The 25,876-nt window shown below is 57.0% G+C and carries 23 protein-coding genes; 12 read left to right on the plus strand and 11 right to left on the minus strand.

The window, feature by feature from the left end:
- Positions 1-100: 100 nt before the first annotated feature.
- From hofQ to pilM, 5 genes are read right to left on the minus strand one after another with little or no spacing between them, the layout of a single operon-like run.
- Positions 101-1,372 (minus strand): DNA uptake porin HofQ, encoded by a 1,272-nt coding sequence (hofQ, locus tag FA92_RS16250; protein ID WP_072008988.1) that lies wholly within the window; start codon positions 1,370-1,372, stop codon positions 101-103.
- Positions 1,311-1,694, minus strand: coding sequence for a DNA utilization family protein (locus FA92_RS16255; RefSeq protein WP_033784159.1), 384 nt, complete (start codon positions 1,692-1,694; stop codon positions 1,311-1,313). The genes hofQ and FA92_RS16255 overlap by 62 nt, the downstream gene beginning before the upstream one ends.
- On the minus strand, positions 1,684-2,181 hold the full coding sequence (locus tag FA92_RS16260; RefSeq protein WP_033784160.1) for a hypothetical protein: 498 nt from the start codon (positions 2,179-2,181) through the stop codon (positions 1,684-1,686). Before FA92_RS16260 ends, FA92_RS16255 begins: the two co-directional genes overlap by 11 nt.
- A complete protein-coding gene (locus FA92_RS16265) occupies positions 2,174-2,716 on the minus strand; it encodes a PilN domain-containing protein (protein WP_033784161.1) in 543 nt (180 codons plus the stop codon). The genes FA92_RS16260 and FA92_RS16265 overlap by 8 nt, the downstream gene beginning before the upstream one ends.
- Positions 2,716-3,522, minus strand: a complete 807-nt coding sequence (gene pilM, locus FA92_RS16270) for a pilus assembly protein PilM (RefSeq protein WP_033784162.1) — start codon at positions 3,520-3,522, stop codon at positions 2,716-2,718. The genes FA92_RS16265 and pilM overlap by 1 nt, the downstream gene beginning before the upstream one ends.
- 117 nt (positions 3,523-3,639) lie before the next feature.
- Here pilM and mrcA point away from each other — a divergent pair, with 117 nt between their 5' ends.
- Positions 3,640-6,189 carry a peptidoglycan glycosyltransferase/peptidoglycan DD-transpeptidase MrcA gene (mrcA, locus tag FA92_RS16275; RefSeq protein ID WP_033784163.1) on the plus strand — a complete coding sequence of 850 codons (2,550 nt, stop codon included), beginning with the start codon at positions 3,640-3,642 and terminating at the stop codon, positions 6,187-6,189.
- Positions 6,190-6,264: 75 nt separating this feature from the next.
- Here mrcA and nudE read toward each other — a convergent pair whose 3' ends face one another.
- Positions 6,265-6,828 (minus strand): ADP compounds hydrolase NudE, encoded by a 564-nt coding sequence (gene nudE / locus FA92_RS16280; protein ID WP_033784164.1) that lies wholly within the window; start codon positions 6,826-6,828, stop codon positions 6,265-6,267.
- 391 nt (positions 6,829-7,219) lie between these two features.
- Here nudE and FA92_RS16285 point away from each other — a divergent pair, with 391 nt between their 5' ends.
- From FA92_RS16285 to pckA, 5 genes are all read left to right on the plus strand, one after another.
- Positions 7,220-9,355, plus strand: coding sequence for an intracellular growth attenuator family protein (locus tag FA92_RS16285; protein WP_033784165.1), 2,136 nt, complete (start codon positions 7,220-7,222; stop codon positions 9,353-9,355).
- Positions 9,356-9,411: 56 nt separating this feature from the next.
- Positions 9,412-10,059, plus strand: coding sequence for a GMP/IMP nucleotidase (gene yrfG / locus FA92_RS16290; RefSeq protein ID WP_033784167.1), 648 nt, complete (start codon positions 9,412-9,414; stop codon positions 10,057-10,059).
- Positions 10,060-10,072: 13 nt separating this feature from the next.
- Positions 10,073-10,474 carry a ribosome-associated heat shock protein Hsp15 gene (hslR, locus tag FA92_RS16295; protein ID WP_013359290.1) on the plus strand — a complete coding sequence of 134 codons (402 nt, stop codon included), beginning with the start codon at positions 10,073-10,075 and terminating at the stop codon, positions 10,472-10,474.
- A gap of 50 nt (positions 10,475-10,524) precedes the next feature.
- The gene (gene hslO / locus FA92_RS16300; protein WP_033784168.1) at positions 10,525-11,391 is read left to right on the plus strand and encodes an Hsp33 family molecular chaperone HslO; all 867 of its coding nucleotides are present in this window, start codon (positions 10,525-10,527) and stop codon (positions 11,389-11,391) included.
- A 368-nt stretch (positions 11,392-11,759) separates the two neighbouring features.
- Positions 11,760-13,379, plus strand: a complete 1,620-nt coding sequence (gene pckA / locus FA92_RS16305) for a phosphoenolpyruvate carboxykinase (ATP) (protein WP_013359292.1) — start codon at positions 11,760-11,762, stop codon at positions 13,377-13,379.
- A 39-nt stretch (positions 13,380-13,418) separates the two neighbouring features.
- Here the strand turns inward: pckA and envZ are convergent, their stop codons facing one another.
- Entirely contained in the window at positions 13,419-14,786 is a 1,368-nt protein-coding gene (gene envZ / locus FA92_RS16310) for a two-component system sensor histidine kinase EnvZ (protein ID WP_013359293.1), read from the minus strand.
- On the minus strand, positions 14,783-15,502 hold the full coding sequence (gene ompR, locus FA92_RS16315; RefSeq protein ID WP_003853014.1) for a two-component system response regulator OmpR: 720 nt from the start codon (positions 15,500-15,502) through the stop codon (positions 14,783-14,785). The genes envZ and ompR overlap by 4 nt, the downstream gene beginning before the upstream one ends.
- 535 nt (positions 15,503-16,037) lie before the next feature.
- On the opposite strand from ompR, the gene yjbE reads away from it, so the two are divergent.
- From yjbE to FA92_RS16335, 4 genes are all read left to right on the plus strand, one after another.
- Positions 16,038-16,286, plus strand: coding sequence for an exopolysaccharide production protein YjbE (gene yjbE / locus FA92_RS16320; RefSeq protein ID WP_013359295.1), 249 nt, complete (start codon positions 16,038-16,040; stop codon positions 16,284-16,286).
- Positions 16,287-16,465: 179 nt separating this feature from the next.
- Entirely contained in the window at positions 16,466-16,939 is a 474-nt protein-coding gene (gene greB / locus FA92_RS16325) for a transcription elongation factor GreB (RefSeq protein WP_013359296.1), read from the plus strand.
- A gap of 103 nt (positions 16,940-17,042) precedes the next feature.
- Positions 17,043-19,370, plus strand: a complete 2,328-nt coding sequence (locus FA92_RS16330; RefSeq protein ID WP_033784169.1) for a Tex family protein — start codon at positions 17,043-17,045, stop codon at positions 19,368-19,370.
- Between the two features lie 128 nt (positions 19,371-19,498).
- On the plus strand, positions 19,499-21,184 hold the full coding sequence (locus tag FA92_RS16335) for a sugar phosphorylase (protein WP_033784171.1): 1,686 nt from the start codon (positions 19,499-19,501) through the stop codon (positions 21,182-21,184).
- Here the strand turns inward: FA92_RS16335 and FA92_RS16340 are convergent, their stop codons facing one another.
- On the minus strand, positions 21,185-21,454 hold the full coding sequence (locus FA92_RS16340) for a YdgH/BhsA/McbA-like domain containing protein (protein ID WP_003853019.1): 270 nt from the start codon (positions 21,452-21,454) through the stop codon (positions 21,185-21,187).
- 170 nt (positions 21,455-21,624) lie between these two features.
- Positions 21,625-22,401, minus strand: a complete 777-nt coding sequence (gene bioH, locus FA92_RS16345; protein WP_033784172.1) for a pimeloyl-ACP methyl ester esterase BioH — start codon at positions 22,399-22,401, stop codon at positions 21,625-21,627.
- 34 nt (positions 22,402-22,435) lie between these two features.
- Between bioH and gntX the strand changes: the two genes are divergently transcribed.
- Both gntX and nfuA read left to right on the plus strand, forming a co-directional pair.
- Positions 22,436-23,116 carry a DNA utilization protein GntX gene (gene gntX, locus FA92_RS16350; RefSeq protein WP_033784173.1) on the plus strand — a complete coding sequence of 227 codons (681 nt, stop codon included), beginning with the start codon at positions 22,436-22,438 and terminating at the stop codon, positions 23,114-23,116.
- A gap of 58 nt (positions 23,117-23,174) precedes the next feature.
- Complete coding sequence (gene nfuA, locus FA92_RS16355; protein WP_010253194.1) at positions 23,175-23,750, plus strand: Fe-S biogenesis protein NfuA; 576 nt, start codon at positions 23,175-23,177, stop codon at positions 23,748-23,750.
- Between the two features lie 35 nt (positions 23,751-23,785).
- Here the strand turns inward: nfuA and malQ are convergent, their stop codons facing one another.
- Positions 23,786-25,867, minus strand: a complete 2,082-nt coding sequence (gene malQ, locus FA92_RS16360; protein WP_033784175.1) for a 4-alpha-glucanotransferase — start codon at positions 25,865-25,867, stop codon at positions 23,786-23,788.
- Between the last annotated feature and the right edge of the window lie 9 nt (positions 25,868-25,876).

Genomic DNA, 25,876 nt, shown 5'->3' on the forward strand with positions numbered 1-25,876 from the left:
CCTGCATAGACGGTTACACCGTATTGAAAATCGCTAAACCTTGTAAGCTAATTCCTCTCCTGCGTCAACGCAGATGGCCTTAAGGGACGCATTTTCCGTTTTATCCAGCCGTAAGCGCTGCTTCCCTGACCAATCGCGGCGTTATGAAGATCACCAGCTCTCTTTTTTTGCGCTGCTCCGATTGCTGATGAAACAACCCGCCAATCAGCGGCACATTTCCCAGCAGTGGCACTTTATTCTCTCCGTGACTGCGCTGCTGCTGAAAGATACCCCCTAACGCCAGTGTTTGCCCGTCACTGACCGTGACCTGCGTCTCAATTTCCTGTTTATCGATGGATAATATGTCACTGTCGCCGGTTCTGATGCTGCGACCCGGCATGTTCTGACTGATATGGATCTTCAGCTGGATGCGGCCACTCCCGGAAATCGTCGGTGTCACCTCCATGCCCAGCACCGCTTCTTTGAACTCGATACTGGTGGCACCGCTGTTTCCCGCCGACACTTCATAAGGTATCTCCGTGCCCTGCTTAATCGACGCGGTCTGCTGATGTGAGGTAAAGAGACGCGGACTGGCGATGATTTCAATCTGGTTCTCCTGCTCCAGCGCACTTAATTCCAGATCCAGCAGCTGACCGCCGATGCGCGCCAGCGCCATACCCACGCTGATGCCGGGTGAACTCACCGCCAGCGGAATATCCAGCCGGGGATGATGCAGGATGTCAGTCACGGCGGCGTCACCCGCCTGCAATCCCCACTTCACGCCCAGCTCCTGCAGATGCTCTTCGCTGATGGTGACGATATGCGCCGATAGCTCGATTTGCTCCAGTGGCAGGTCCAGCGCCCGTATCCAGCGTTCCGTCTCTTTCAACGCTGCCGCCGTATCGCGCAGTAACAGGGCGTTGGTGCGTTTGTCGACCGTCACGCTGCCGCGCGGTGTCATCAGCGACTGCCGTTCAGTCAGCAGGCTGGCATGCACCTCGCTGGCGCTGGCATAGCGCAATATCACGGCGCGCTGCTGCAAAGGCGTCTGCTGCAACTTTTCCTGCTGCTCCGCTTCCCGTGCCTGCTGCTGAGCCTGCTGCCAGCTCTCCGGATAGACCAGCAGCACATTATCCTGTTCTATCAGCGTCAGCTTTGCCATGCGCGCTACCAGGTCCAGCGCCTGATGCCACGGCAGGTTATCAAGCCGCAGCGATAACGACCCTTCCACCTCTGGCGCTATCATCAGGTTGACCTGCTGATAGTCAGCCAGCGCCTGTAAAATGCGCGCTACCGGCGCGTTATCAAATGTCAGGCTGAGAGGCTCCTCATCAGCGGCGTAAACCGGCAGCAGGCAGCTTATGAGCAGCAGCAGAGTAGCTATCCTTTTCATGCGAACGTCCTTTTAAGTAAAACGAAGTCTGTTGTGCAGTGCAGCTATTCGGTACCGCTAAGGAGAGATTGCGGCGGGTCATCTCAGCGAGTTGCCAGGGCGACAGGGGAAATGGCTTGCCTGTGCGGACTGCGACGCTCTCTCCCTGCGGGTTCACCAGCCAGGCATGAAAATGCATCTCACGGCCAATGATCCCCTGCAGATGCCAGCCGGTAAGCGGCTCCACGAGCGCCTCACAAATCGAACCGGCAACAGGACGGAACGGATCACGTGCCAGCACACCGCCACAGCACAGCAGTAAAATCAGCAGGCTATGGCGCATCGTCGGGCTCCAGCCAGAGTTGAGCCACCAGATACTGCGGCTGCGCCAGCAGCTGGAAATGCACCGGAAACGCCAGGGAAGCATCGGCAAGCTCGGCAAAAAGTGACTGAAACGCTGGCCACTGCAGATGCAGGGTCAGCGTGCGTGAAGGAGAATCCGGCTGCCACTCTTCCAGCTGATGACGCCGTGCCGCCAGCATCGCTTCCACTGCCCGGCCTGATGCGCCCGGTGCAGATCTGGCGGTCTGCATCGACTGCAGCTGCGCCTGCAACTGCGCTATATCCGGGTTCTGACCCCACTGCTGCTGCCGCTGTTCCAGGGTACGGTTCAACTGCAACAGTTTCTGCTGTTCAGCGATCAGCGTCTGCTGCTGTGGCCGCAACCAGAAAACCCATGAGATCAGTAACAGGCTGGCTGAGACGGCAGCGAGCATGCCGTAACGCGGAAGTGCAGCCATCTGCCACCAGCGATCCCACCACTCATTCATCAGTCACCTCCTTCACCTCTGCCCGCAGTGAAAAGCGATAATGACTATCAGCCTGACGCTTAACGCTGCCCTGCCTCACCTGACCAAACAGCGCGACGGTGGTTAACTGCTCACGGAACTGCCGGACCGCCGCCATATCCTGCGCCAGCCCCTCTAGCGTGAGACGATTGTCGCGCTTCTCCAGCCGGGTCAGCCAGGCGGTGTCAGGCAGTAACGCGGGTAAATCGAGCCAGAACTGATGCCATGCGGTCAGTTGCAATGCCTTCTGGCGCTGCTTCGCCTGCTGTTTTTGCACTGCCGTGCGCTGTGCCAGTAATGTCTTTTGCTGCGCCAGCTGCGCGTCCAGGTTTTCCAGCGCCTGCTGCTGTACCCTGCCCATCTGCGCCACCTGCTCACGCGCCTGACAGATGCGCCAGCTTTGCTGCATGACTCCCACCAGAACAGCACTCAGCATCAGTAACAGCACGACAAGGCTCTGTCGCCGCTGCTGTTGCTGACGGCGCTGCCGCCACGGCAACAGATTCACTGCGACCATCATTGATCTCCGTCGCGCAGCGCCAGCCCGGCCGCCAGCGCAAAGGCACCCGGACTTTCCGGTAACGGCGGCTGTTTATAAAGGAACAGATCAAAAGGGGAAAACGCGCGGGCATCAGCGGGCAGCGCAGAATTATCGGCTGAGCACCAGGCAACAGAACGGGCATCGGGGAAGGCCTGCTGCTGCAGTGCCGCAAGCGTGGTAGCTTCGCCGTTGTCAGCCGCGGTATGCACATCGCTCCAGAGCCAGCGGTTATCCTGCTGCAGCACCAGTACCGCACCCTCCTGCAGCGCGGCCTGCCGGGCCAGCCGCCTGAGCGCTTCGGTAGTCAGCTCGAACACCTGCGGCTTTAATCCCGCCTGCAGCAGTGGCGCTGCCCACTGGTCTATAATCTCCAGCCGGGCCGCCGTGACGCAGAGCTGGCCGCTCTGTGTGTCGGTGCGGTAATCCAGTGCCAGCGCAGCAGGCTCCAGCGGAAAGAGACGGCGCGCGGCCGCCTGCACATAGTGCCCCAGCGCAGGCTCATTGAGCGACTGTGCGGGCAGGGGAAGCTGGCGCTGCAGTACCAGCCGGGCGGGCAGCGCGACACGCAGCGAGTAACGACGCGGCAACCGCTGACGCCAGGCCGTTAAGGTTGCCAGTAATTCAGGCGAAGATTGCAGCACGCCGTTTCTTAACGTATCTTGCGGCAGCCGCTGCTGCCACCAGTGGCGTAGCTGCCAGCCATCACGACGAGGCTGGAGGGCCAGGGCACAAATCTGCCTATTCTGAATATCCAGCCCAATTTGCCAGGTATGAAAAGCCATGCGCGCGATCTCCTTATCGTCCGGGAAAGATGGACATATCAAAGCGTCTGGCTTGCCTTTATACTACCGCGCGGTTGTTTATAAACTGCTCAAACGACAAGAGATGGGAAATTCCAGGTGAAGTTCGTAAAGTATTTATTGATCCTTGCAGTGTGTTGCATCCTGTTGGGAGCTGGCTCGATTTATGGTTTATACAAATACATAGAGCCACAGCTGCCCGACGTAAACACGCTGAAAGATGTGCGTCTGCAAACCCCGATGCAGGTTTACAGCGCCGATGGCGATTTAATCGCCCAGTATGGCGAAATGCGCCGTATCCCTTTGACTCTGCAGCAAGTGCCACCTGTGATGGTGAAAGCGTTTATTGCGACCGAAGACAGCCGTTTCTATGAGCACCATGGTGTTGACCCTGTGGGTATTTTCCGTGCGGCCAGCATTGCGCTGGTTTCCGGTCATGCCTCACAGGGTGCCAGTACCATCACTCAGCAGCTGGCGCGTAACTTCTTCCTGAGCCCGGAACGCACTCTGATGCGTAAAATAAAGGAAGCGTTCCTGGCGATCCGCATTGAGCAGTTGCTGAACAAAGATGAAATTCTTGAGCTCTACCTGAATAAGATCTACCTCGGCTACCGTGCTTATGGCGTCGGCGCAGCTTCGCAGGTCTATTTTGGTAAGCCGGTTGACCAGCTGTCGCTGAGTGAGATGGCGATGATTGCCGGTCTGCCAAAAGCGCCATCCACCTTTAACCCGCTTTATTCACCGAGCCGCGCCCTGTCACGCCGCAACGTGGTACTGGCGCGTATGCTGGATCAGCATTACATCACGCAGCAGCAGTATGACGAGGCACGTAATACGCCGCTGGTAGCGAAGTATCACGGTCCGGAAATCGCCTTCTCTGCCCCCTATCTCAGCGAGATGGTGCGTCAGGAGATGGTGAAACGCTACGGCGACAATGCCTATACCGACGGTTACAAGGTTTACACCACTGTCACCCGCCGTCTGCAGGAAGCCGCTCAGACCTCGGTGCGCAATAACGTCATGGCTTACGATATGCGTCATGGCTATCGCGGCCCGACCAGCGTGCTGTGGAAAGTGGGTGAACCCGCCTGGGATCAGACGAAGATTGAGAAGGCGCTGAAGCCGCTGCCGGTCTATGGACTGTTGCATCCGGCCGTGGTCACAGAAGCACGCAGCGATGAAGCGACCGTGATGCTGAAAGATGGCAGCAATGTGTCGCTGGCACTGGCGGGTGTGCGCTGGGCACGTCCTTATAAGTCTGACACCGTGCAGGGCCCGACGCCGAAAAGCGTGACGCAGGTCCTGCAGGCAGGCCAGCAGATCTGGGTGCGTAAAGTGGGTGACGACTGGTGGCTGGGCCAGGTGCCGGATGTGAACTCGGCGCTGGTCTCGCTGGACCCGAATGATGGTGCGGTGCGCGCGCTGGTGGGCGGTTTCGCCTTTAACCAGAGCATGTTTAACCGTGCGACCCAGGCGCTGCGCCAGGTCGGTTCTAACATCAAGCCTTTCCTCTATACCGCCGCCATGGATCGCGGCCTGACGCTCGCCTCCATCCTGAACGATGTGCCGATTTCACGCTGGGATGCGGGTGCCGGGGCTGACTGGCGTCCGAAGAACTCACCGCCAACGTATGATGGTCCGATTCGTCTCCGTCAGGGACTCGGCCAGTCGAAAAACGTTGTCATGGTACGTGCGATGCGTGCGATGGGCGTGGACTACGCCGCAGAGTATCTGCAGCGCTTTGGTTTCCCGGCTCAGAACATTGTGCACACTGAGTCGCTGGCATTGGGTGCGGCCTCCTTCACACCGTTGCAGGTGGTGCGCGGCTACTCCGTGATGGCGAATGGCGGCTTCCTGGTCGATCCTTACTTCATTACCAAAATTGAGAACGAACAGGGCGGCACCGTATTTGAAGAGAAACCGAAGATCGCCTGTCCACAGTGCAATCTGCCGGTCATCTACGGTGAGACCAAAAAAGCGCTGGCGTTAAATGAAGAGAGCGTCGAGAACGTTGCTGCTTCAAATAACAACCAGAATCAGGCGGTTCCTCAGCCTGAACTGGAGCAGGTTCCTGCGCAGGCACAGCAGGGTGAGCAGCAATATGCGCCGCACGTGATCAATACCCCCCTCACCTTCCTGATTAAGAGCGCGCTGAACAGTAATATCTTTGGCGAACCGGGCTGGATGGGAACCGGCTGGCGTGCCGGGCGTGACCTCAAGCGTAATGATATCGGCGGCAAAACCGGTACCACCAACAGCTCGAAAGACGCCTGGTTCTCGGGTTACGGCCCTGGCGTGGTGACGTCAGTCTGGATCGGTTTTGATGATGCGCGCCGCAATCTGGGCCGCAGCACGCTCTCCGGTGCGATTCCCGATCAGATTTCGGGCTATGAAGGTGGTGCTAAGAGTGCACAACCGGCATGGGATGAGTACATGAAGAGCGCGCTGGACGGTGTGCCGGTACAGCCGTTAACCCCGCCGGATGGCGTGATCACAGTGACTATCGACCGCAGCACCGGCAAGCTGGCCAATGGCGGTGGCAACACTCGTCAGGAGTACTTCATCAATGGCACCCAGCCAACCGAATATTCGGTGCATGATGTGGGTACGACGATTATGGATAACGGCGAGAGTCACGAGCTGTTCTGATGTGACCCACATAATCGCACGATAAAAATGGCCGACTTTAAGTCGTCCATTTTTTTATTCAGTGACGCATCTTAATCAGTAATTCAGCCGCCCCTGTTTCACCAGCCATTCGCGTGCCATAAACAGCGCACTGACATTACGTGCTTCGCGGAAATCGGGTTCGTCCAGCAGCGACAGCATATCGCTCAGCGGCCAGCGGTGGACAATCAGCGGCTCCGGCTCATCGCCTTCCAGCTTTTCGGCGTAGAGACCTTCCGCTATCACAATATTCATCTTGCTGGAAAAATAGGAGGGGGCCATTGTGAGCTTACCCAGCGTGGTCAGCTGTTCGGCACCAAAACCCACCTCTTCTTTCAGTTCGCGCACCGCCGCTTCATTCACGGTTTCACCTGCATCGATCAGCCCTTTCGGAAAACCCAGCTCGTAAGTTTCCAGTCCGACGGCATACTCCTGAATCAGGATCAGATGGTCATCAATAATCGGCACAATCATCACCGCTTCACGCTCAGAGGGCTTCATCCGCTCATAAACGCGATGCGCCCCATTGCTGAAAGCCAGATCGACCGACTCAATAGTGAATAACCGTGAACGTGCCACGGCGGTGATATTGAGGATGTCGGGTTTTTTTGGAATTTTCATATCAGCCTCAAATTATTCTGCGTCGGCTATCTGGAGCGAATTAGCATACCTAACCACAGGCAATTGTGCGACAGTCAGGCAATGACGTTATCGTTGCATAGATTACAGCGATTGAATAACAGCCTTTGGTTATCAGGTAAGACTAAATTTGCATTAGTCAATATGCTGCGATAAGTTTCAGATAATACCGATATTTAATCCAGTCTGTGCCAGTTACCATTCGGGCAAGGCAGGGTTTAACAAATGCCAATAAGATATACGCTGGCACTATTTCATCGGGTGTCTGACTCCTCAGGGTTATATAATCTTCCGGAATGCCTCTTTTATAGTGAGCATAACCGGAGGCGAAAGTTTAAAGTGAAGGCAGCATTTTGGCTGAATTGAGCAGAGCATGAGCACAATCTTTATGATCCTGGCCATAGTGCTGACCTGTTCAATCCTGGCAGGTATTGGGTTCTGGTACGCTATGCGGCATCGCCCGCCGTTGGCGAAACCGCTGCCATTCATCAGCCCGCCCTGCCGTAAACTTTCTGCCCAGGAGCGTGAGGCGGTCGATAAATATGTCGCCGCGCTGGAAAAGCAGCCCCGTACCACGCTGACTACCGATAAGCGCAGCGCGCCTGAACGTCTGACACTGACGGCGCAGAGCAACAATGTCTATCCGGTTACCCGTGCCATTACCCGCTATGGCCTCTCTACTGACGATCCCCATAAATGGCGCTACTATCTGGATGAAGTTGAAGTTCATCTGCCGCCGCTGTGGGAACAGTACATCACCGACGAAAACTACGTTGAGTTAATCCGCACCCAGTCCATTCCGCTGGTGATCTCACTGAACGGCCACTCGCTGGTGGATTACGCCGTCGACCAGCAATCGCTGCCGACACTGATGCGCCCGGTGTCGACCAACGCTTCTATCCGCAAAGCAGAAACGGAAAATGTCGAACTGCTTCAGGTGCGCAAAGAGACAGCGGAAGAGTATCGGCTGTCACGGCCAGACGGCACGCGTGAAGCGGTGATGATCTCCCTTGCCTTCTTACTCTTCTTCTTCAGCCTGTTAGTGCCCACCACACTGATGATCTGGCTGGTGATGACGGGTACGGTAGCGATCGCGGCCAGTCTGTGGCTGCTTTATCGCATTCCCGGTGAGCGTGGACTGCGTGATATCCACTGCCTGCGCGGCGCGCCAAAGCGCTGGGGCCTGTTCAGCGAATCGAATCAGGAGCAGAGCAATATTACGCTGGGGATTATTGACCTGGCCTATCCCCCGCACTGGCAGCCCTATGTGGCACACGATCTCGGTCAGGTGACGGATGTCGAAATTTACCTCAACCGCCAGGTAGTGCGTCAGGGACGTTTCCTGTCGCTGCAGGATGAAGTCAAAAATTTCCCTATCCAGCGCTGGCGGAAAAACGTGGTGCTGGCCTGTGGTTCGCTGATAGTGCTGACCATGCTGGTCACCTGGATCCCGCTGGGTATGCCGATTAAGCTCAGTCTGGCCTGGGCCAGAGGCACTGACAGTCTGGAGGTCAACAGCGTCGATAAACTCAGCAGCGTGCCGCTGAATATTGGCGACAACCTCAAAGTGAGCGGCACCGGCATGTGTTCCGTGCCGGACAACTATCAGAGCAACCGCAGTTACGCCTATATGCCGTTTGACTGCTCGGCGGTCTACTGGAATAACGCCACGCCATTGCCGCAGCCACAATCTGACATCATTGATAAAGCCGCGGCGCTGCTGGATACCACGACAAAGCAGCTGCATCCGGAAACCAATACCGATCCCAAACTCAATCCACAGCTGGCGTCCGCGATTCAGAAGTCCGGCATGATTCTGCTGGATGATTTCTCCGATCTGGTGATGAAAACGCAGGATCTCTGCAATCAGCCGCAGGACTGTATGCGCCTGAAAAATGCGCTGGTGAACCTGGGCAATGCTAAAGACTGGGAAGCGCTGATGCGCCGGGCAGATTCCGGTCAGCTCAACGGCATGAATGTGCTGCTGCGGCCGGTAAGCGCCGAAGCGCTGGAAAATCTGGTCAATACCGCCACCTCGACCTTCTTTTTCCGTGAAACCCGTCGTGCGGCAGAAAATCTCAACAGCCCGCCGCCAGGGGGATTCCTGATCGTTAGCGACGAGGGTCGCCAGCTGGTGAATCAGCCACAGCCCACCGTGTCACTGTTTGATCTTGATCCACCCTCTCAGTGGCACGAGCTGCAACGTATTTCTGCCATGCTGCTGCACACGCCGTTCAGCGCCAGCGGCATCATTACTGGCATTTCTACCGATGCCAACGGCACACGTCACATCATGCTGCACAATGAACCGGATGCTATGGCGCAGTGGCGCTATCTCGGCACCGTATTGCTGCTGCTGGTGCTGCTGACCTGCGGCGTGATCAACGGACTGTTGGCGCTGCGTCGCATGCACCGTAATCGCCAGCGCATGATCGATATCCAGCAATACTACGACAAGTGTTTCAACCATAACCTCGGCACTTTGCAGAGCGTGCGCTCGATATTCTGAGCCCTGCCCTTCTGTGCTACCCTGTCGCCCGGTTTTTTACAGGGTCTGACACTACGATGCTCAACTGGTCTGAGATTGATACCGTGCTGCTTGACATGGATGGCACGCTGCTGGATCTGGCATTCGATCGCCACTTCTGGCTGGAGCATGTCCCTGAACAGCTCAGCCAGCAACGCGACATCACCCGTGCAGAAGCCGACGCGATCATCACGGAAAAGTATCAGGCCGTCGCTCATACGCTAAACTGGTATTGTCTGGATTACTGGGCAGAGGCGCTGTCGCTGGACATCCGTGCCATGACCTGGGCGATGCGCAGCCGGATCGCACTGCGTGACGATACGCTGCCTTTTTTGCAGGCCCTGCGTCGCGCCGGAAAGTCCACGATTCTGCTGACCAACGCGCATCCTTACAATCTGGACGTCAAACTGGCGCAGACAGGTTTAGCGCCGCACCTTGATTTATTACTTTCCACCCATACCTTTGGGTATCCGAAAGAAGACCCGCGTTTATGGCACGCGGTACAACAGCACACCGGCTTTTCTGCGCCGCGCACGCTGTTTATCGACGATAGCGAAGTGATTCTGGATGCTGCAACGTTATGGGGCATCGGCTGGTGTTTAGGCGTTAAGAATCCCGATTCGGGTCGTCCTGAACAAATCTTTCAGCGTCACCGCGCCACGGACGATTACCGGACGCTGATCTGAGTCAGGAGCAGTAATGAAAGAGAAAAGCAGCGAAGAGGTCCGCCTCGACAAGTGGCTGTGGGCAGCGCGCTTCTACAAAACCCGGGCGATGGCGCGGGAAATGATTGAAGGCGGCAAGGTGCATTACAACGGCCAGCGCAGCAAACCCGGCAAAGTGGTAGAGCTGAATGCGGAACTGACACTGCGTCAGGGCAATGATGAACGCACCGTGGTGGTGGCGGGTATCACCGCGCAGCGCCGTCCCGCCAGCGAAGCCCAGCAGCTCTATCACGAAACCGATGCCAGCATTGAAAAACGCGAAAAAATGGCGCAGGCGCGCAAGATGAATGCGCTGACTATGCCCCATCCCGATCGGCGACCTGACAAAAAAGAGCGTCGCGATTTGATGAAGTTTAAATTATCGGGCGATGAATAACGCCGTCTTCGCTGACGCACCATCGCCCCGTTCCAGTGAGAGAAAAAAATATGTCAGTCCAGGATCAACTGCACCGTTATCTGTTTGAAAATGCCGCCGTGCGCGGCGAGCTGGTGAACGTCTCTGACACCTGGCGTGAAACCGTGAAGAACCACAACTATCCGGCACCGGTTAAAACGCTGCTGGGTGAGATGCTGGTCGCCACCAGCCTGCTGACCGCTACGCTGAAGTTCGATGGCGAAATCACCGTGCAGCTGCAGGGTGACGGTCCGCTGTCGCTGGCGGTGATCAACGGTAACAACAATCAGGAGCTGCGCGGCGTCGCACGTATCAAAGGCGACATCGCGGACGACAGCACCCTGAAAAGCATGGTCGGCAATGGCTATCTGGTGATCACCATCTCCCCTGAAAAAGGTGAGCGTTATCAGGGCGTGGTCGGGCTGGAAGGTGACACCCTCGCGGCGTGCCTGGAAGATTACTTCATGCGCTCCGAGCAGTTGCCCACGCGCCTGTTTATCCGCACCAGCGACAAAGGCGCTGCCGGTATTCTGCTGCAGGTGCTGCCCGCGCAGGACACGGAGAAAGAGGTCTTCGAACACCTGGCGACCCTGACCGAAACCATTAAAACGGAAGAGCTGATCGATCTCCCTGCCAATGAGGCGCTGTGGCGTCTTTACCATCAGGAAGAGGTCACCCTCTACGATCCGCAGCCGGTGATCTACAAGTGCACCTGCTCGCGCGAACGCTGTGGCGAAGTGCTGACCACGCTGCCGCAGGAAGAAGTAGATGAGATCATCGCGGAAGATGGCAAAATTGACATGCACTGCGACTATTGCGGCTCAAACTACGTGTTTGACGCAGTAGACATTGCCGCCATCCGCAGCCACTCCCATGAGAATAACGACCGACTGCACTGATTAATCGGGCGGCGTCTGCCGCCTCTTCTCGATTCCCCCAGCCTATCCCCATAATTTTTCAGACAAATTATCTTTTTTTACTTTCATAACATCTTTTAAACGTTCGAAACATGGCCTTAACGCGCCCTGAGTCGCATTTTTAGATCACTGCCCTTTTTCCCTTAACGCAGAAGAGTAAACTGCGCGCGATCGTGCAAACGCCCGGAAGCCAGGGGCAGATGCCCTGAATAGCCCGGTTATCTTTGCAGGCTGTCGTAACGACGCGCAGTAAACCGTCAGTGATTCACCGCACCCGATACAACAGCCGGTGGCACGATCCCAACCTATCTCTGCTTTGCAGAACAGACACCGATTTAAGGAGCAGTAAAATGCGCGTTAACGGCCTGACCTCGCAAGACCTTGCCGCTTTGGGCATCGTGGATACCACGGAAGTGGTTTACAACCCTGATTACGACACGCTATTTCAGGAAGAGACGCGCCCGGACCTCGAAGGTTTTGCTCGTGGCACCCTGACGCAGAGCGGCGCGATTGCAGTAGACACCGGGATTTTCACCGGGCGATCGCCAAAGGATAAGTACATTGTGCGTGACGACACCACGCGCGATACCCTGTGGTGGAACGACCAGGGCACCGGCAAAAACGACAATCAGCCTCTGTCACAGGAGACCTGGAACGCGCTGAAAAGCTGCGTTACCCGCCAGCTTTCCGGCAAGCGTCTGTTTGTGGTGGATGCCTTCTGCGGTGCCAATGCCGATTCACGTCTGAGCGTTCGTTTTGTCACCGAGGTGGCCTGGCAGGCGCACTTCGTGAAAAACATGTTTATTCAGCCTACAGACGCTGAGCTGGCCGACTTCACGCCTGATTTTGTGGTGATGAACGGGGCCAAATGCACCAATCCGGACTGGCAGGCGCAGGGTCTGCACTCGGAGAACTTTGTTGCCTTCAATCTGACGGAACGCATGCAGCTGATTGGCGGCACCTGGTACGGTGGCGAGATGAAGAAAGGTCTGTTCGCCATCATGAACTACCTGCTGCCGCTGAAAGGCATCGCCTCAATGCACTGTTCAGCTAACGTCGGTAAAGCAGGTGATGTGGCGGTCTTCTTCGGCCTCTCCGGCACCGGCAAAACCACACTCTCCACCGATCCTGACCGCCAGTTGATCGGCGATGATGAGCACGGCTGGGACGATGATGGCGTGTTTAACTTCGAAGGCGGTTGCTACGCTAAAACCATCAACCTTTCTGAGCAGGCTGAGCCGGAGATCTACCGCGCCATTCGCCGCAATGCGCTGCTGGAAAACGTGGTAGTGCGCGAAGATGGCAGTGTTGATTACGCCGACGGCAGCAAAACAGAGAACACCCGCGTCTCCTATCCGATTAATCACATCGACAATATCGTGCAGCCGGTCTCAAAAGCGGGCCACGCGAAGAAGGTGATTTTCCTGACCGCCGATGCGTTTGGCGTGCTGCCACCGGTTTCACGTCTGACGCCGGAGCAGACGCAGTATCATTTCCTGTCAGGCTTCACCGCCAAACTGGCTGGCACCGAGCGTGGCGTGACGGCACCGACCCCGACCTTCTCCGCCTGTTTTGGCGCGGCATTCCTGACGCTGCATCCGACGCAGTACGCTGAAGTGCTGGTGAAGCGGATGGAGGCGTCCGGTGCGCAGGCTTACCTGGTCAATACCGGCTGGAACGGTAGCGGCAAACGCATCTCACTGAAGAATACCCGCGCCATTATCAATGCAATCCTGGCGGGTGAGCTGGATGATGCACCGACAGAAACGCTGCCAATCTTTAATCTGCAGATGCCGGTTGCGCTGGGCGAGCTGGACAGTGACACGCTCGATCCGCGTCGTAGCTGGGAAAGTGAAGAGAAGTGGACCGCTGCCGCCGAAGGTCTGGCACAGCGCTTTATTGATAACTTCGACAAGTATACAGATAACGCCGCAGGTGCTGCGCTGGTGAAAGCCGGTCCGCAACGCTAAAAGAACCGGCGCGGCAGTGATGCTGCCGCGCCGCGTTTATCAGTTTGAGATGCTGTTACTGCCATTGTTGTGACTCAGCGCCATCGTTTCCACTAACGGCAACCAGGCACGAATACGCAAGCCCCCGCGTTCGCTCTCGCCAATCTCCAGCGACCCCTGATGGGCATCGATAATCCGCTGTACAATCGCCAGACCGAGACCGGTTCCGCTGGTGCTGCGGGCGCTGTCGCCCCGCACAAACGGCTGGAACAGATGCGCCAGCTGATCCGGCTTGATGCCAGGTCCATCATCTTCCACCTGGAACCAGGCGCGATGCAGTTCCCGTCCGCTGCTGACCTTGATCCAGCCATTGCCGTATCGTGCGGCGTTGACCACCAGGTTAGCCAGCGCGCGCTTAATCGACAGCGGGTTGATATCCAGCATTAACTCTTCCGGCATCACCGCATTTTCGATTTCACGCTCGTAGCCACTTTCCGCCGCAACTACCTCACCCAGCACGCTGTTCAGATCGGCGCGCTCGGTCTGCATCTCCTGACCGGTGCGCAGGTAGTCGATGAACTGTTCGATGATGGCGTTGCACTCTTCGATATCTTTGTTAATCGATTCGGCCAGATAGCCATCCTGCTCGCTCATCATCTCGGTGGCGAGACGAATACGGGTCAGCGGCGTACGCAAATCGTGGCTGACGCCCGCCATTAACAGCGTGCGGTCATCCGCCAGCTGCTTCACCCCGGCCGCCATCTGATTAAAGGCACGCGTTACCGATCGCACTTCTGACGCGCCATACTCACGCAGCGGCGGCGGAATAATCCCGCGTCCCACCTGCAGAGCGGCGTGCTCCAGATCCACCAGCGGTCGGTTCTGGATGCGGATAAACAGCCAGGCACCGCCAATCGCCAGCAGCATAATCGCCAGGGTATAGCGGAACAGCGGTGAGAAGTCGCCCTGATGAATCTCTGTCAGCGGCACCCGCACCCAGATATCGGGCGACAGCCAGGTTTTCAGCCAGACTACCGGTGAGTTTTTGTTCACCTCAACCCGGACATCGGTCGGACCGCCGAGCTGCTGCCCCATCTGCTCGCTCAGGAATTCATAGTGCTGCGCCCAACGCAATCCGCTCTCCTCTGCTGCTGCATTGGTGTAGAGCGAGATCCCCAGTTCGCGGTAGATTTCCCGGCGAAACGCCGGGGGCACTTCCAGCTGCGTGCCATCTTCCAGCTGCAACCGGTCGGTCATCAGCATACGAACTTCGTAAGCGAGCACCTTATTGAACTGTTGCAGGCTGGGAAGAATGGCGAAGTTCAGCACCACCAGATAGGTCGTGACCAGGCTGACGAACAGCAGGGTAACGATCAGCAGCAGGGTGCGGGCAAACGAACTCCGTGGCGAGAAGCGCAGTCGCTTCATGCTTTACTGCCGTCCGGCACAAAGACGTAGCCCAGACCCCAGACGGTCTGAATATAACGCGGATGCGCAGGATCCTCTTCCACCATGCGACGCAGGCGGGAGATCTGGACGTCGATCGAACGTTCCATGGCACTGTATTCACGGCCACGCGCCAGGTTCATCAGCTTGTCACGGGACAGCGGCTCACGCGGGTGGCTTACCAGCGCTTTCAGCACGGCAAACTCACCGCTGGTCAGCGGCATCGGCTCATCTTCACGGAACATCTCGCGGGTGCCGAGGTTAAGTTTGAATTTACCGAAGGCGATAATCGCCTCTTCCTGCGACGGTGCGCCTGGCAGTTCGTTGGCCTGACGGCGCAGCACCGCGCGGATACGCGCCAGCAGCTCACGCGGGTTGAAAGGCTTGGGAATGTAGTCGTCAGCGCCGATCTCCAGCCCCACGATACGGTCCACCTCTTCGCCCTTGGCGGTCACCATGATAATGGGCATCGGGTTGCTCTGACTGCGCAGACGACGGCAGATAGAGAGGCCATCTTCGCCCGGCAACATCAGATCGAGCACCATCAGATGAAAGGATTCACGGGTTAACAGACGATCCATCTGCTCGGCATTAGCGACACTGCGCACCTGAAAGCCCTGCTCGGTGAGATAGCGTTCAAGCAGTGCACGCAGACGCATATCATCATCGACGACCAGAATTTTGTAGTTCTCTTGCATTTTCAACTCCCAAAGGCGCTATTGCCTGAGCCAACATTGTTAAAAAAAGATGCCTTATAGTGACAGTCATTAATGGTTTATATTCTAGCCAAAATTGTTACAAAGCATATTAAACAGGAGCTTATATTTGAATTAAGGTGATTTTGGGCCTGTTTTAACCCATTTGCCCCTGCCCGGCCCCTGATACGGCAAATCTGAAAAAAAGGCCCTGTTTCTCTGTATCACTGGCGTCAGAAGCGAGCCAGTTTTTAATCAATGAATCAATTCAGTGGGTTAGCAGATAATTTGACTTAATGATCAGCCATCATTGTAGATAAGCTCCAGATAATCTACCTCAACAGCGAAGCGGCAGCATAATATTCCAGTAAACCTGCGTAACGCCCCACGCTCCTCTCGGATTAGTTTCAGCGGCCCTATCAGCAAGGCCATTTTAAATTAAAGCCCTTTAAATCAATCAGTAAAGCCAACTTTTCGCCCCTCTCGTTTTGAACCAGACTGCTCTGGCAACATTCGATGTCTCAACGGGGAATACACAATGAAAAAAACAATTTTACTGCTGAGCGCGCTGGCATTAGGCAGCGTCAGCCCAGGTTATGCTGCCACAGCAACCGGTGAAGCCGCCGGTGCAGCAGCGACAACGACTGCAAAAGGTAACTCTGACGCCATCGGTGTGGGTGCAGTCGCAGCCCTGTTGGGCGTTGCGCTGGCCACCATGGGCGGCGGCGGCGGTGACGGTCACAGCACCGGCACCTCGACCACCACGGCGACTCACGCCGGAAAATAAGTTTAAGCATCTACTGGCTTCAGATTACTGGTTTGATTTTGAATCACAGCACCAACCCTTTCGCCGCCGGGGAAATCAACGTGGGTTTTTAGCCTTTAAAAACCCTTTCCCCGACTCTTTTTTGCTGCGCCCTCTTTGCCTTACACTGTCGCTCCTGAGATCACTGTGGCCGGTATAGCATGAAAACCCGACTTATTACCCGCGAAGGCTTCGATAAGCTAAAAGCGGAACTCGACTATTTATGGCGTGAAGAGCGACCGGAAGTGACGAAAAAAGTCACCTGGGCTGCCAGTCTTGGCGATCGCAGTGAAAATGCCGATTATCAGTACAACAAAAAACGGCTGCGTGAAATTGACCGCCGCGTTCGCTATCTGACCAAAAGTCTTGAACAGCTGCGTATTGTTGACTATTCCCCCCAGCAGGATGGCAAAGTCTTCTTTGGTGCCTGGGTGGAAATTGAAAACGATGAGGGCGACCTCAAACGCTTCCGCATTGTGGGCTACGATGAGATTTTTGGCCGCAAAGATTACATCTCAATCGACTCGCCGATGGCGCGGGCGCTGCTGAAAAAAGAGGTCGGCGATGCCGCCACCGTTGAGACGCCACTGGGTCCGGCACTGTGGTATGTCAATGCGATTGACTACCCGCAATAACGATTCAGATTATCGCTGAAAGCCGCCCGCGTCTCTGGCAATTTTGACCATCAATCCGTATAACTGTCGGCTATTTCTCAACCCGGAAAGCAAGACAGTCCTGATGATGAAAGTTCTGAGCCAGATAATTGCCAGTGAGCTACAGGCGCGACCAGAGCAGGTTGACGCTGCCGTTCGCCTGTTAGATGAAGGGAATACCGTGCCGTTTATCGCACGCTATCGTAAAGAGGTCACCGGCGGCCTGGATGATACCCAACTCCGCCAGCTGGAAACCCGCCTCAGCTATCTGCGTGAACTTGAAGAGCGACGCCAGTCGATTCTGAAGTCGATTGACGATCAGGGAAAACTGACTGACGACCTCGCCCGCGCCATCAATACCACCCTCAGCAAAACCGAGCTTGAAGACCTCTACCTGCCCTACAAACAGAAACGCCGCACGCGTGGACAGATCGCGATTGAAGCCGGTCTGGAACCGCTGGCAGACACACTGTGGCAGGATCCGTCGCACATCCCTGAGCAGCTGGCGGAGCAGTATGTCGATGCTGATAAAGGCGTCGCCGATGTCCGTGCCGCGCTGGATGGTGCCCGCTACATTCTGATGGAGCGTTTCGCCGAGGATGCCGCGCTGCTGGCCAAAGTGCGTAACTACCTGTGGAAAAATGCCCACCTGGTCTCACGCGTGGTGGAAGGCAAAGAGGAAGCGGGCGCGAAGTTCCGTGACTACTTTGATCATCATGAAGCGCTGAGCACCGTACCGTCGCATCGTGCGCTGGCAATGCTGCGTGGCCGCAACGAAGGCGTGCTGCAACTCTCGCTCAATGCCGATCCGCAGTTCGACGAAGCACCGCGTGAAAGCCACGGCGAAACCCTGATTGCTGAACACCTGAACCTGCGCCTGAATAACGCCCCTGCCGACAGCTGGCGTAAAGCCGTCGTGAGCTGGACGTGGCGCATCAAGGTGATGCTGCATCTGGAAACCGAACTGATGGGTACGGTGCGCGAACGCGCAGAAGATGAAGCGATCAACGTCTTTGCCCGCAACCTGCACGACCTGCTGATGGCAGCGCCGGCGGGGATGCGTGCCACCATGGGACTGGATCCCGGCCTGCGTACCGGCGTTAAAGTCGCTGTGGTCGATGCCACCGGCAAAGTCGTGGCGACCGATACCGTTTATCCGCACACCGGCCAGACCGCCAAAGCCGCTGCCGCTGTTGCCGCGCTCTGCATTAAGCATCAGGTCGAGCTGGTGGCGATTGGCAACGGCACCGCTTCCCGTGAAACCGAGCGTTTCTTCCTGGATCTGCAGCAGCAGTTCCCGCAGGTCACGGCACAGAAAGTGATTGTCAGCGAAGCTGGCGCATCGGTCTACTCAGCCTCCGAACTGGCGGCGCTGGAATTCCCGGATCTCGATGTTTCGCTGCGCGGCGCGGTGTCGATTGCCCGCCGTCTGCAGGATCCGCTGGCCGAGCTGGTGAAAATCGATCCGAAATCAATCGGTGTCGGCCAGTATCAGCATGATGTCAGCCAGAGCCAGCTGGCGAAGAAACTCGACGCTGTGGTCGAGGATTGCGTGAACGCCGTCGGCGTTGACCTGAATACCGCCTCGGTGCCGCTGCTAACCCGCGTCGCGGGCCTGACGCGCATGATGGCGCAGAACATTGTCGGCTGGCGTGATGAGAATGGCCGCTTCCAGAATCGTCAGCAGCTGCTAAAAGTGAGCCGTCTTGGGCCAAAAGCCTTTGAGCAGTGTGCGGGCTTCCTGCGCATTAACCACGGCGACAACCCGCTGGATGCTTCGACCGTCCACCCGGAAGCTTACCCGGTCGTGGAGCGTATTCTGGCCGCCACCGAGCAGGCACTGAGCGATCTGATGGGCAACGCGGGCAGCCTGCGTAACCTCAGCGCCCGCGATTTTATTGATGAACGTTTTGGTCTGCCGACCGTTACCGACATCATGAAAGAGCTGGAGAAGCCGGGCCGCGATCCCCGTCCTGAGTTCAAAACCGCGCAGTTCGCGGAAGGCGTGGAAACGCTGAACGATCTGACGCCGGGCATGATCCTCGAAGGTGCTGTCACCAACGTCACTAACTTCGGTGCGTTTGTGGATATCGGCGTGCATCAGGATGGCCTGGTCCATATCTCGTCGCTTTCTGACCGCTTTGTGGAAGATCCACACCAGGTGGTGAAAGCGGGTGATATCGTCAAAGTGAAAGTGATGGAAGTCGATCTCCAGCGTAAACGTATTGCCCTGACCATGCGTCTTGATGAGCAGCCAGGCGAAAGCAATGCACGTGGCGGCGCGAAGAATGCCGCCCCGCGCGAAGAGAAACGTCCGGCCGCCGGTAAAGGCCGTCCACGTCCGGTCAGCACGTCCGCGGGTAACAGCGCGATGGGTGATGCGCTGGCTGCGGCGTTCGGTAAAAAACGCTAAGCTTTTCAGGGGGCCATCAACTGGCCCCCTTTTCACACCCTTCTCCCCGGTTGAAAATCCCCGCCATCGCGCTACGCTAAAAAGATGCCTGTCATAAAAACAACACCTGCTGTGGCACCCAATTCACGATGGAAACGATCACCGATCTGATTGAGAAGATTTATGCTGGCACATTCCCGGAGGCGACCTTTGCGCGCCTGCAGGCTGACATCGCTACCGCCCGCGAGGCGATTAAGCTGCCACGTAAGGCACACTGGGATGAACAGGATGTGGTGCTGATCACCTACGCCGATCAGTTTCGGGAAGCCGGTAAACCCACGCTCAGCACCTTTTCCCGTTTCTATCAGCAGCATCTGCAATCCACGTTTCCGCTGGTCCACCTGCTGCCCTTTTTTCCCTGGTCGTCCGATGACGGCTTTTCGGTGATTGATTATCATCAGGTCGATCCGCAGTGCGGCGACTGGCAGGATATTGCGCGCCTGCATCAGGAAACCCGGCTGATGTTTGATTTCGTCTGCAACCACATGTCGTCACGGAGCGCCTGGTTCCGCCACTTTCTGGCGCAGGATCCCGGCTGGAACGATTTCTTTATCAGCATGCCGCCCGCCACCGATCTCAGTGCCGTCACGCGACCGCGCACTTCGCCGCTGCTGACGCCGTTTAAGATGGCCGATGGCGACGCCCGCTTTATCTGGACCACCTTCAGCGCCGACCAGATCGACCTTAATTTTGCCAATCCTGAGGTGTTGCTGCGCATGGTCAACGTGCTGCTCGACTACCTGATCCGTGGCGCTGACTATGTACGTCTCGATGCGGTCGGCTATATGTGGAAAACGCCCGGCACGCGCTGTATTCATCTGGAAAAAACCCATCAGCTGGTGAAGCTGTTTCGCGCCATTGCCGACCATGTCGCGCCTGGGACGGTGATTATCACCGAGACCAACGTGCCGCATCAGGACAACATCAGTTATCTGGGCAATGGGCACGATGAGGCGCAGATGGTCTATCAGTTTTCACTGCCGCCGCTGGTCCTGCATGCCATTCATACCGGATCGGCGCGCGCGCTGCGGCAGTGGGCGAGTTCGCTGGATCTCAGCAGCAACGACACCACCTTCTTCAATTTTCTGGCATCCCACGATGGTATCGGGCTGAATCCGGCACGCGGCATTTTGTCTGAGGTGGAGATTGTGGCGCTGGTGCGCGATCTGGCGCTGGAAGGCGCGCTGGTCTCCTATAAAAACAACCCCGACGGCACCACCAGCCCCTATGAAATCAACGTCACCTATCTGGATGCGTTAAATAGCGAAGCTGACGATGACGCCACGCGGCTGAAACGCTTTTTGCTGGCCCATGCGATTCTGCTGGTCTTTCCTGGCGTGCCGGCTATCTATATCCAGAGCATTCTGGGCGGCCGTAACCATTATGATGGCGTACGCGCAGCCGGGCACAACCGGGCGATTAATCGGCAGAAGTATGATTTGCAGCAGATTGAGGCGGCGCTGGCGGGCGATGACTGGCTGCGTCAGCAGGTTTATACCCGTCTTGGCCAGCTGATTCAGTTACGACGTCGCCAGCCTGCGTTTCATCCTGATAATCCGATGACGATCTATGACAGCGAAAATGCCGTGCTGGTGCTCAGCCGTCATCAGCCAGAGAGCGGCGACGGACTGCTGTGCGTGTTTAATCTCAGTGGACGGTCAGTGATGACGCAACTGCCGGTGGCGCATACGTTGCAGGATGTGGTGAGCGGAGAGAAAATTGATGGCACCCAGCCGGTTAAGCTGGATGCCTGGCAGTTCATGTGGCTACGTTAATTACTTGTAGACTTCAGCGGTGGCGCTGAATTTACCGTGTTCGCGACCGGCGATCACCAGGTAATATTTACCGCCTTTTTCGTCAGCGAGCTTAGACAGCACTTTTTTAGCATCCATTGGCGAGGTGGTTTCCGCCGTGGTGTTAACGGTGCCAATCTTCTGCAGGTTCATTGTCTTAACTTCTTCTTTGGTGACTTCTTTCGCTGCCATCGCAGAAAATGAAATCGCGCCCATCATCATTGAAGCCACAACCCATTTAAAAACCTTCATTATGTTTACCCTCATTCATGATCCATTGTGAGATGTAAGCAGCCGCTAAACGCGTAAGGCAGTATGGAACGGCATAGTCATTTCCGTGACTAATCACATAAAATTGCAGCGGCCTTGCTCACAGAGAGAAGTATTGCTGCTGTCAGCGATTTTGCCAATATAAAGCAGCACTATCCTGATAAATTACTGATAAAGTTAACAATATGCTGACAGAAGTTGTCAGGATGGGAAATAAAAGGTGCATGCGCTGCTTTTTCGATAACCACCGAAGGCGAATCTGGCAACATTTCATCTATCTCAGCGGCTATCCGGCGCGGCACCAGTCCATCCAGCGCCCCATAGAGTCGCAGGAACGGCAGCCTGATCTGCGGTAGCGCGTCGCGCAGATCGACCTGGCGCAGAATCTCCAGACCGCCATCCAGTACCGCTACCTCCGGCATCGGTTGTGACAGCACCACCTCTTTCAGCTGTCGCGCATCGGCACGCGCGGTTTCAGTGCCCAGCGTCTGCAGCGCCAGAAAGCGCTCTACCGTGCGCTGAAAATCGTTGCTGAGCATCTGCTGAAAGTTCTGCAGCGTCTCCGGTTTAATGCCGGGCCAGCGCTCTGTGGCGGTGAAACAGGGCGACGACGCCACGGTAATCAGTGCAGCCAGCTTTTCTGGCGCTGTCAGCGCCAGCTGCGTTGCCACCAGTCCGCCCAGCGACCAGCCCACGACTATCGCCTGCGGTGGCAGCAAAGGCAGTAGCTCTTCTGCCATCTGCGCCAGCGTCAGCGCACTAAAATCACCGCTCCGGCCATAACCCGGCAGATCGACCAGATGCAGGCGATAGTGCGGGCTGAGTCGCGGAATAATGCTTTGCCAGACTTCGGCATTCAGTCCCCATCCGTGCAGCAGCACAAGATCGCGTTTTCCTTCCCCGCAGGTGTGCCAGTAGAGCGACGTCATCAGTTACTATCCCGAAATTGATAAGGAGATCGCTATGCTAGCAATGCCCGCCCTGTGTTGGCTATGCCGGATGCCGTTACGGATAGCCCGGCACGGCATCTGCAGTTTATGCCTGCGCGGATTACCGCCGTTGCCATTGCTCTGCCCACGCTGCGGATTACCGGCAGGCTCAGCAAAGGTCGCCTGTGGTCGCTGCCAGCTTAAACCGCCTGCCTGGCAGGCGCTGGTCTGCGTCAATGACTACTGTCCGCCGTTCAGCCAGTGGGTTAATCAGCTGAAGTTTTCTCACATAACCGCACTCAGGGTGATGCTGGCGCGGCTGCTTTTGCTAAGCTGGCTGAATGTTTACCGGCGTGGCACGGTGCCGCGTCCCGATCTGCTGCTGCCGGTTCCGCTGCACCGGCGGCGACGCTGGCAGCGCGGCTTCAATCAGACGGTACTGCTGGCCGCTCCGCTGGCGCACTGGCTGGGATGTGAATGGCGTGAAGGTGTTTCCCGCAGGCGCAGGGGCGCATTACAGCATCAGCTCAGCGCCCGGCAGCGCCGCACCAACTTACGCGGTGCCTTCCGCCTTGAAATGGCGGTGCAGGGACGCCATATCGCCCTGCTGGATGACGTCATTACGACCGGCAGTACCGTAGATGAAATCAGTCGTCTGTTACTGGCGCAGGGTGCCGCCAGCGTGCAGGTCTGGTGCCTGTGCCGTACCTTGTAGAGCGTCATTGATGGGCGTATTATAACCAACTAAATTAGTAAACTATTGAGCAATCGACATGATCCGAATTACTGACTCTGCCCAGGAACATTTTTCTAAACTGCTATCCAAACAAGAAGATGGCACCCAGATTCGCGTATTCGTGATTAACCCGGGTACGCCAACAGCCGAGTGTGGCGTCTCTTACTGTCCGCCCGATGCAGTTGAAGCTACTGACACCGAACTGAAGTTCGAAAAGCTCTCTGCCTACGTTGATGAGCTGAGCAAGCCGTATCTGGAAGATGCCGAAATCGACTTCGTTACCGACAATCTCGGTTCACAGCTGACGCTGAAAGCGCCGAATGCCAAAATGCGTAAAGTCTCTGATGATGCGCCCATGGTTGAGCGCGTTGAGTATCTGCTGCAGGCGCAGATCAACCCACAGCTGGCTGGCCACGGCGGTCGCGTGTCGCTGATGGAGATCACCGATGAAGGTTACGCCATCCTGCAGTTTGGCGGCGGCTGTAACGGCTGTTCGATGATCGACGTGACCCTGAAAGATGGTATTGAGAAAGAGCTGCTGGCCGCCTTCCCGGAACTGAAAGGCGTGCGCGATATTACCGAGCATCAGCGCGGCGAACACTCGTTCTACTGATGATAAAGCGCGGCAGCCCGGCTGCCGCGCCCTTCTTACTTCTCTTTCTTTCCTGACTGACGCTGCTGACTCACGACCTTCAGTAACGCATTCACTTCCTTGTCCGCAAAAATCTCCTCCAGCGTTTTGCTCAGCTTGCGTCGCCAGTTAGGGTACTGATCCACCGTACCCGGCACGTTAACCGGCGTGGTCATTCCGAGCCAGTCCTCCGGTTGTAGCCCCAGCAGCGCACTGTCGGTATCCGCCAGGAAGCGATGGATCGCCCGGTTCAGCGCAGGCGTCATAGCCAGCTTCTCCGCCTTCTTCTGGCTGCGAGCCGGTAAGGCACCCGCCTGATGCAGCGCATCCAGCAGCGCCTGCTTCTGTGCGGCACGCTGCTCATGTAACGCTTTTACCGCATCGCCCGGATAAAGACCCAGCTTCTCGCCCAGTTCCAGATCGCCCTGCTCCCAGAAGCCGGTCAGCGTCGGCAGATCATGGGTACTGGCGCTGGCGATAGACTGACGTGGATAGTCTTCAGGGGCGCGATAGCGCTCATCTTTCTCCTGCTCAAACCACAGCACCTTCCATGAAAAGACGCCGCTTTTACGCAGCAGGCTGACGATCTCCTGAGGCACGGTGCCGAGGTCTTCGCCAATCACCATACAGCGCAGCCGGTGGCTCTCCAGCGACAGAATAGCCAGCAGATCGTTGACCGGATAGGCCACATAAGCACCTTTATCCGCCGTCTCTCCGGCTGGCACCCACCACAGACGCAGCAGCGACATCACATGGTCGATACGCAGCGCGCCACAGTCACGCATATTGGCGCGCAGCATGTCGATAAATGGCTGATAGGCGCGCGCCTGCATCACATGCGGATCCATCGGCGGTAAGCCCCAGTTTTGTCCCAGCGGTCCCAGACGGTCAGGCGGTGCGCCCACCGAGGCCTTGAGGCGATAAAGCTCCGGGTCGTGCCAGGTCTCCGCACTGCCTTCCGCCACGCCCACCGCCAGGTCACGGTAGAGACCGACGCTCATGCCCAGCGCCTGACTGTGCGCCCAGCAGCCTGAGAACTGCTGCTGCGCCAGCCATTGCAGCCACTGCCAGAAGGCGATCTCCTGTTCATGCTGTTCACACCACTGCTGCACTTCCGGCGACTGACTGTTGCGCCACGCCTCTGGCCAGGCAGGCCAGCCGCCCTGCTGCGACTTGTCTGCCTGCCGCTCCAGCTGTATGCCATCGTAGGCAGCCTGATAGCGCAGGCTGTCACCGCCGTCACGCACAAAAGCAGCAAAGGAGAGAGGCTCTTCGCTCTGGCTGTCACGCGCCTGAAAGTGTGTCCAGGCATGGCGCAGCGCCGCCAGCTTCAGCGCCATCACGGCTTCGTAGTCAACCTGCTCCGCCTCACGTGCTTTGGTCAGCGCCTTCTGTGTTTTCGCGCTTTTCCACCATTTCTGCGCCGCCGCGCTTTGCTGAAAATCGGTCACCTGACTGACGTCGATATAGATTACGTTCAGCCAGCGGCGCGATGACGGACTATACGGGCTGGCAAAACCGGCGCTGGCGGGATAGAGCGCATGCAGCGGATTCAGCCCGACGAAATCGCCGCCGCGTTCAGCCAGCTGCACCAGCAGTTGATCGAGATCGCCGAAGTCGCCGATGCCCCAGTTCTGTTCAGAGCGCACGGTATAAAGCTGAACCAGTGCACCCCAGCGTTTTTCTCCGGCCTCCAGCGCCGGAGGCAGATAGCAGCGGCGCGGTGCGACGATAACCCGCGTCTGCCAGCTTTTCTTTCCTTTAGTGAGCGTCAGCTGGTGATAACCCTGGGTCAACGGTCCCGGCAGCGTAAAAGGCTCCCCGGCGGTTAACTCACCGCTGTGCTGTTTGCCCTTTTCAGTCTGCAATTGCCAGCTGTAAGTGCCACTGCCCTGAGCCGTCAGCTGTCGCTTACTGCTGCCGCTGAACACCGCGACCGGCGGCAGCGGGGATTTACTGGCCTTCTGCGGTTCTGCCATCACCGCCAGCAGTGCGCGTTTGGTCTCATCGCTGACAGCCTCTTTCCTGCCGTTGACGTCGATGTAATCCAGTGAAATGCCTGCGGCACGGGCGGCCTGATCGAGTGAATTTTGCTTCATTGCTGCTCC

The sequence above is a fragment of the Pantoea sp. 9140 genome, from assembly GCF_000745295.1.
GTDB classification, from domain to species: Bacteria; Pseudomonadota; Gammaproteobacteria; order Enterobacterales; family Enterobacteriaceae; genus Pantoea; species Pantoea vagans.

Coding starts and splice junctions, on each gene's coding strand:
- hofQ (WP_072008988.1), bottom strand. CDS start 1,372: ATGAAAAGGATAGCTACTCTGCTGCTGCTCATAAGCTGCCTGCTGCCG.
- FA92_RS16255 (WP_033784159.1), bottom strand. CDS start 1,694: ATGCGCCATAGCCTGCTGATTTTACTGCTGTGCTGTGGCGGTGTGCTG.
- FA92_RS16260 (WP_033784160.1), bottom strand. CDS start 2,181: ATGAATGAGTGGTGGGATCGCTGGTGGCAGATGGCTGCACTTCCGCGT.
- FA92_RS16265 (WP_033784161.1), bottom strand. CDS start 2,716: ATGGTCGCAGTGAATCTGTTGCCGTGGCGGCAGCGCCGTCAGCAACAG.
- pilM (WP_033784162.1), bottom strand. CDS start 3,522: ATGGCTTTTCATACCTGGCAAATTGGGCTGGATATTCAGAATAGGCAG.
- nudE (WP_033784164.1), bottom strand. CDS start 6,828: ATGAAAATTCCAAAAAAACCCGACATCCTCAATATCACCGCCGTGGCA.
- FA92_RS16285 (WP_033784165.1), top strand. CDS start 7,220: ATGAGCACAATCTTTATGATCCTGGCCATAGTGCTGACCTGTTCAATC.
- yrfG (WP_033784167.1), top strand. CDS start 9,412: ATGCTCAACTGGTCTGAGATTGATACCGTGCTGCTTGACATGGATGGC.
- hslR (WP_013359290.1), top strand. CDS start 10,073: ATGAAAGAGAAAAGCAGCGAAGAGGTCCGCCTCGACAAGTGGCTGTGG.
- hslO (WP_033784168.1), top strand. CDS start 10,525: ATGTCAGTCCAGGATCAACTGCACCGTTATCTGTTTGAAAATGCCGCC.
- pckA (WP_013359292.1), top strand. CDS start 11,760: ATGCGCGTTAACGGCCTGACCTCGCAAGACCTTGCCGCTTTGGGCATC.
- envZ (WP_013359293.1), bottom strand. CDS start 14,786: ATGAAGCGACTGCGCTTCTCGCCACGGAGTTCGTTTGCCCGCACCCTG.
- ompR (WP_003853014.1), bottom strand. CDS start 15,502: ATGCAAGAGAACTACAAAATTCTGGTCGTCGATGATGATATGCGTCTG.
- yjbE (WP_013359295.1), top strand. CDS start 16,038: ATGAAAAAAACAATTTTACTGCTGAGCGCGCTGGCATTAGGCAGCGTC.
- greB (WP_013359296.1), top strand. CDS start 16,466: ATGAAAACCCGACTTATTACCCGCGAAGGCTTCGATAAGCTAAAAGCG.
- FA92_RS16330 (WP_033784169.1), top strand. CDS start 17,043: ATGATGAAAGTTCTGAGCCAGATAATTGCCAGTGAGCTACAGGCGCGA.
- FA92_RS16335 (WP_033784171.1), top strand. CDS start 19,499: ATGGAAACGATCACCGATCTGATTGAGAAGATTTATGCTGGCACATTC.
- FA92_RS16340 (WP_003853019.1), bottom strand. CDS start 21,454: ATGAAGGTTTTTAAATGGGTTGTGGCTTCAATGATGATGGGCGCGATT.
- bioH (WP_033784172.1), bottom strand. CDS start 22,401: ATGACGTCGCTCTACTGGCACACCTGCGGGGAAGGAAAACGCGATCTT.
- gntX (WP_033784173.1), top strand. CDS start 22,436: ATGCTAGCAATGCCCGCCCTGTGTTGGCTATGCCGGATGCCGTTACGG.
- nfuA (WP_010253194.1), top strand. CDS start 23,175: ATGATCCGAATTACTGACTCTGCCCAGGAACATTTTTCTAAACTGCTA.
- malQ (WP_033784175.1), bottom strand. CDS start 25,867: ATGAAGCAAAATTCACTCGATCAGGCCGCCCGTGCCGCAGGCATTTCA.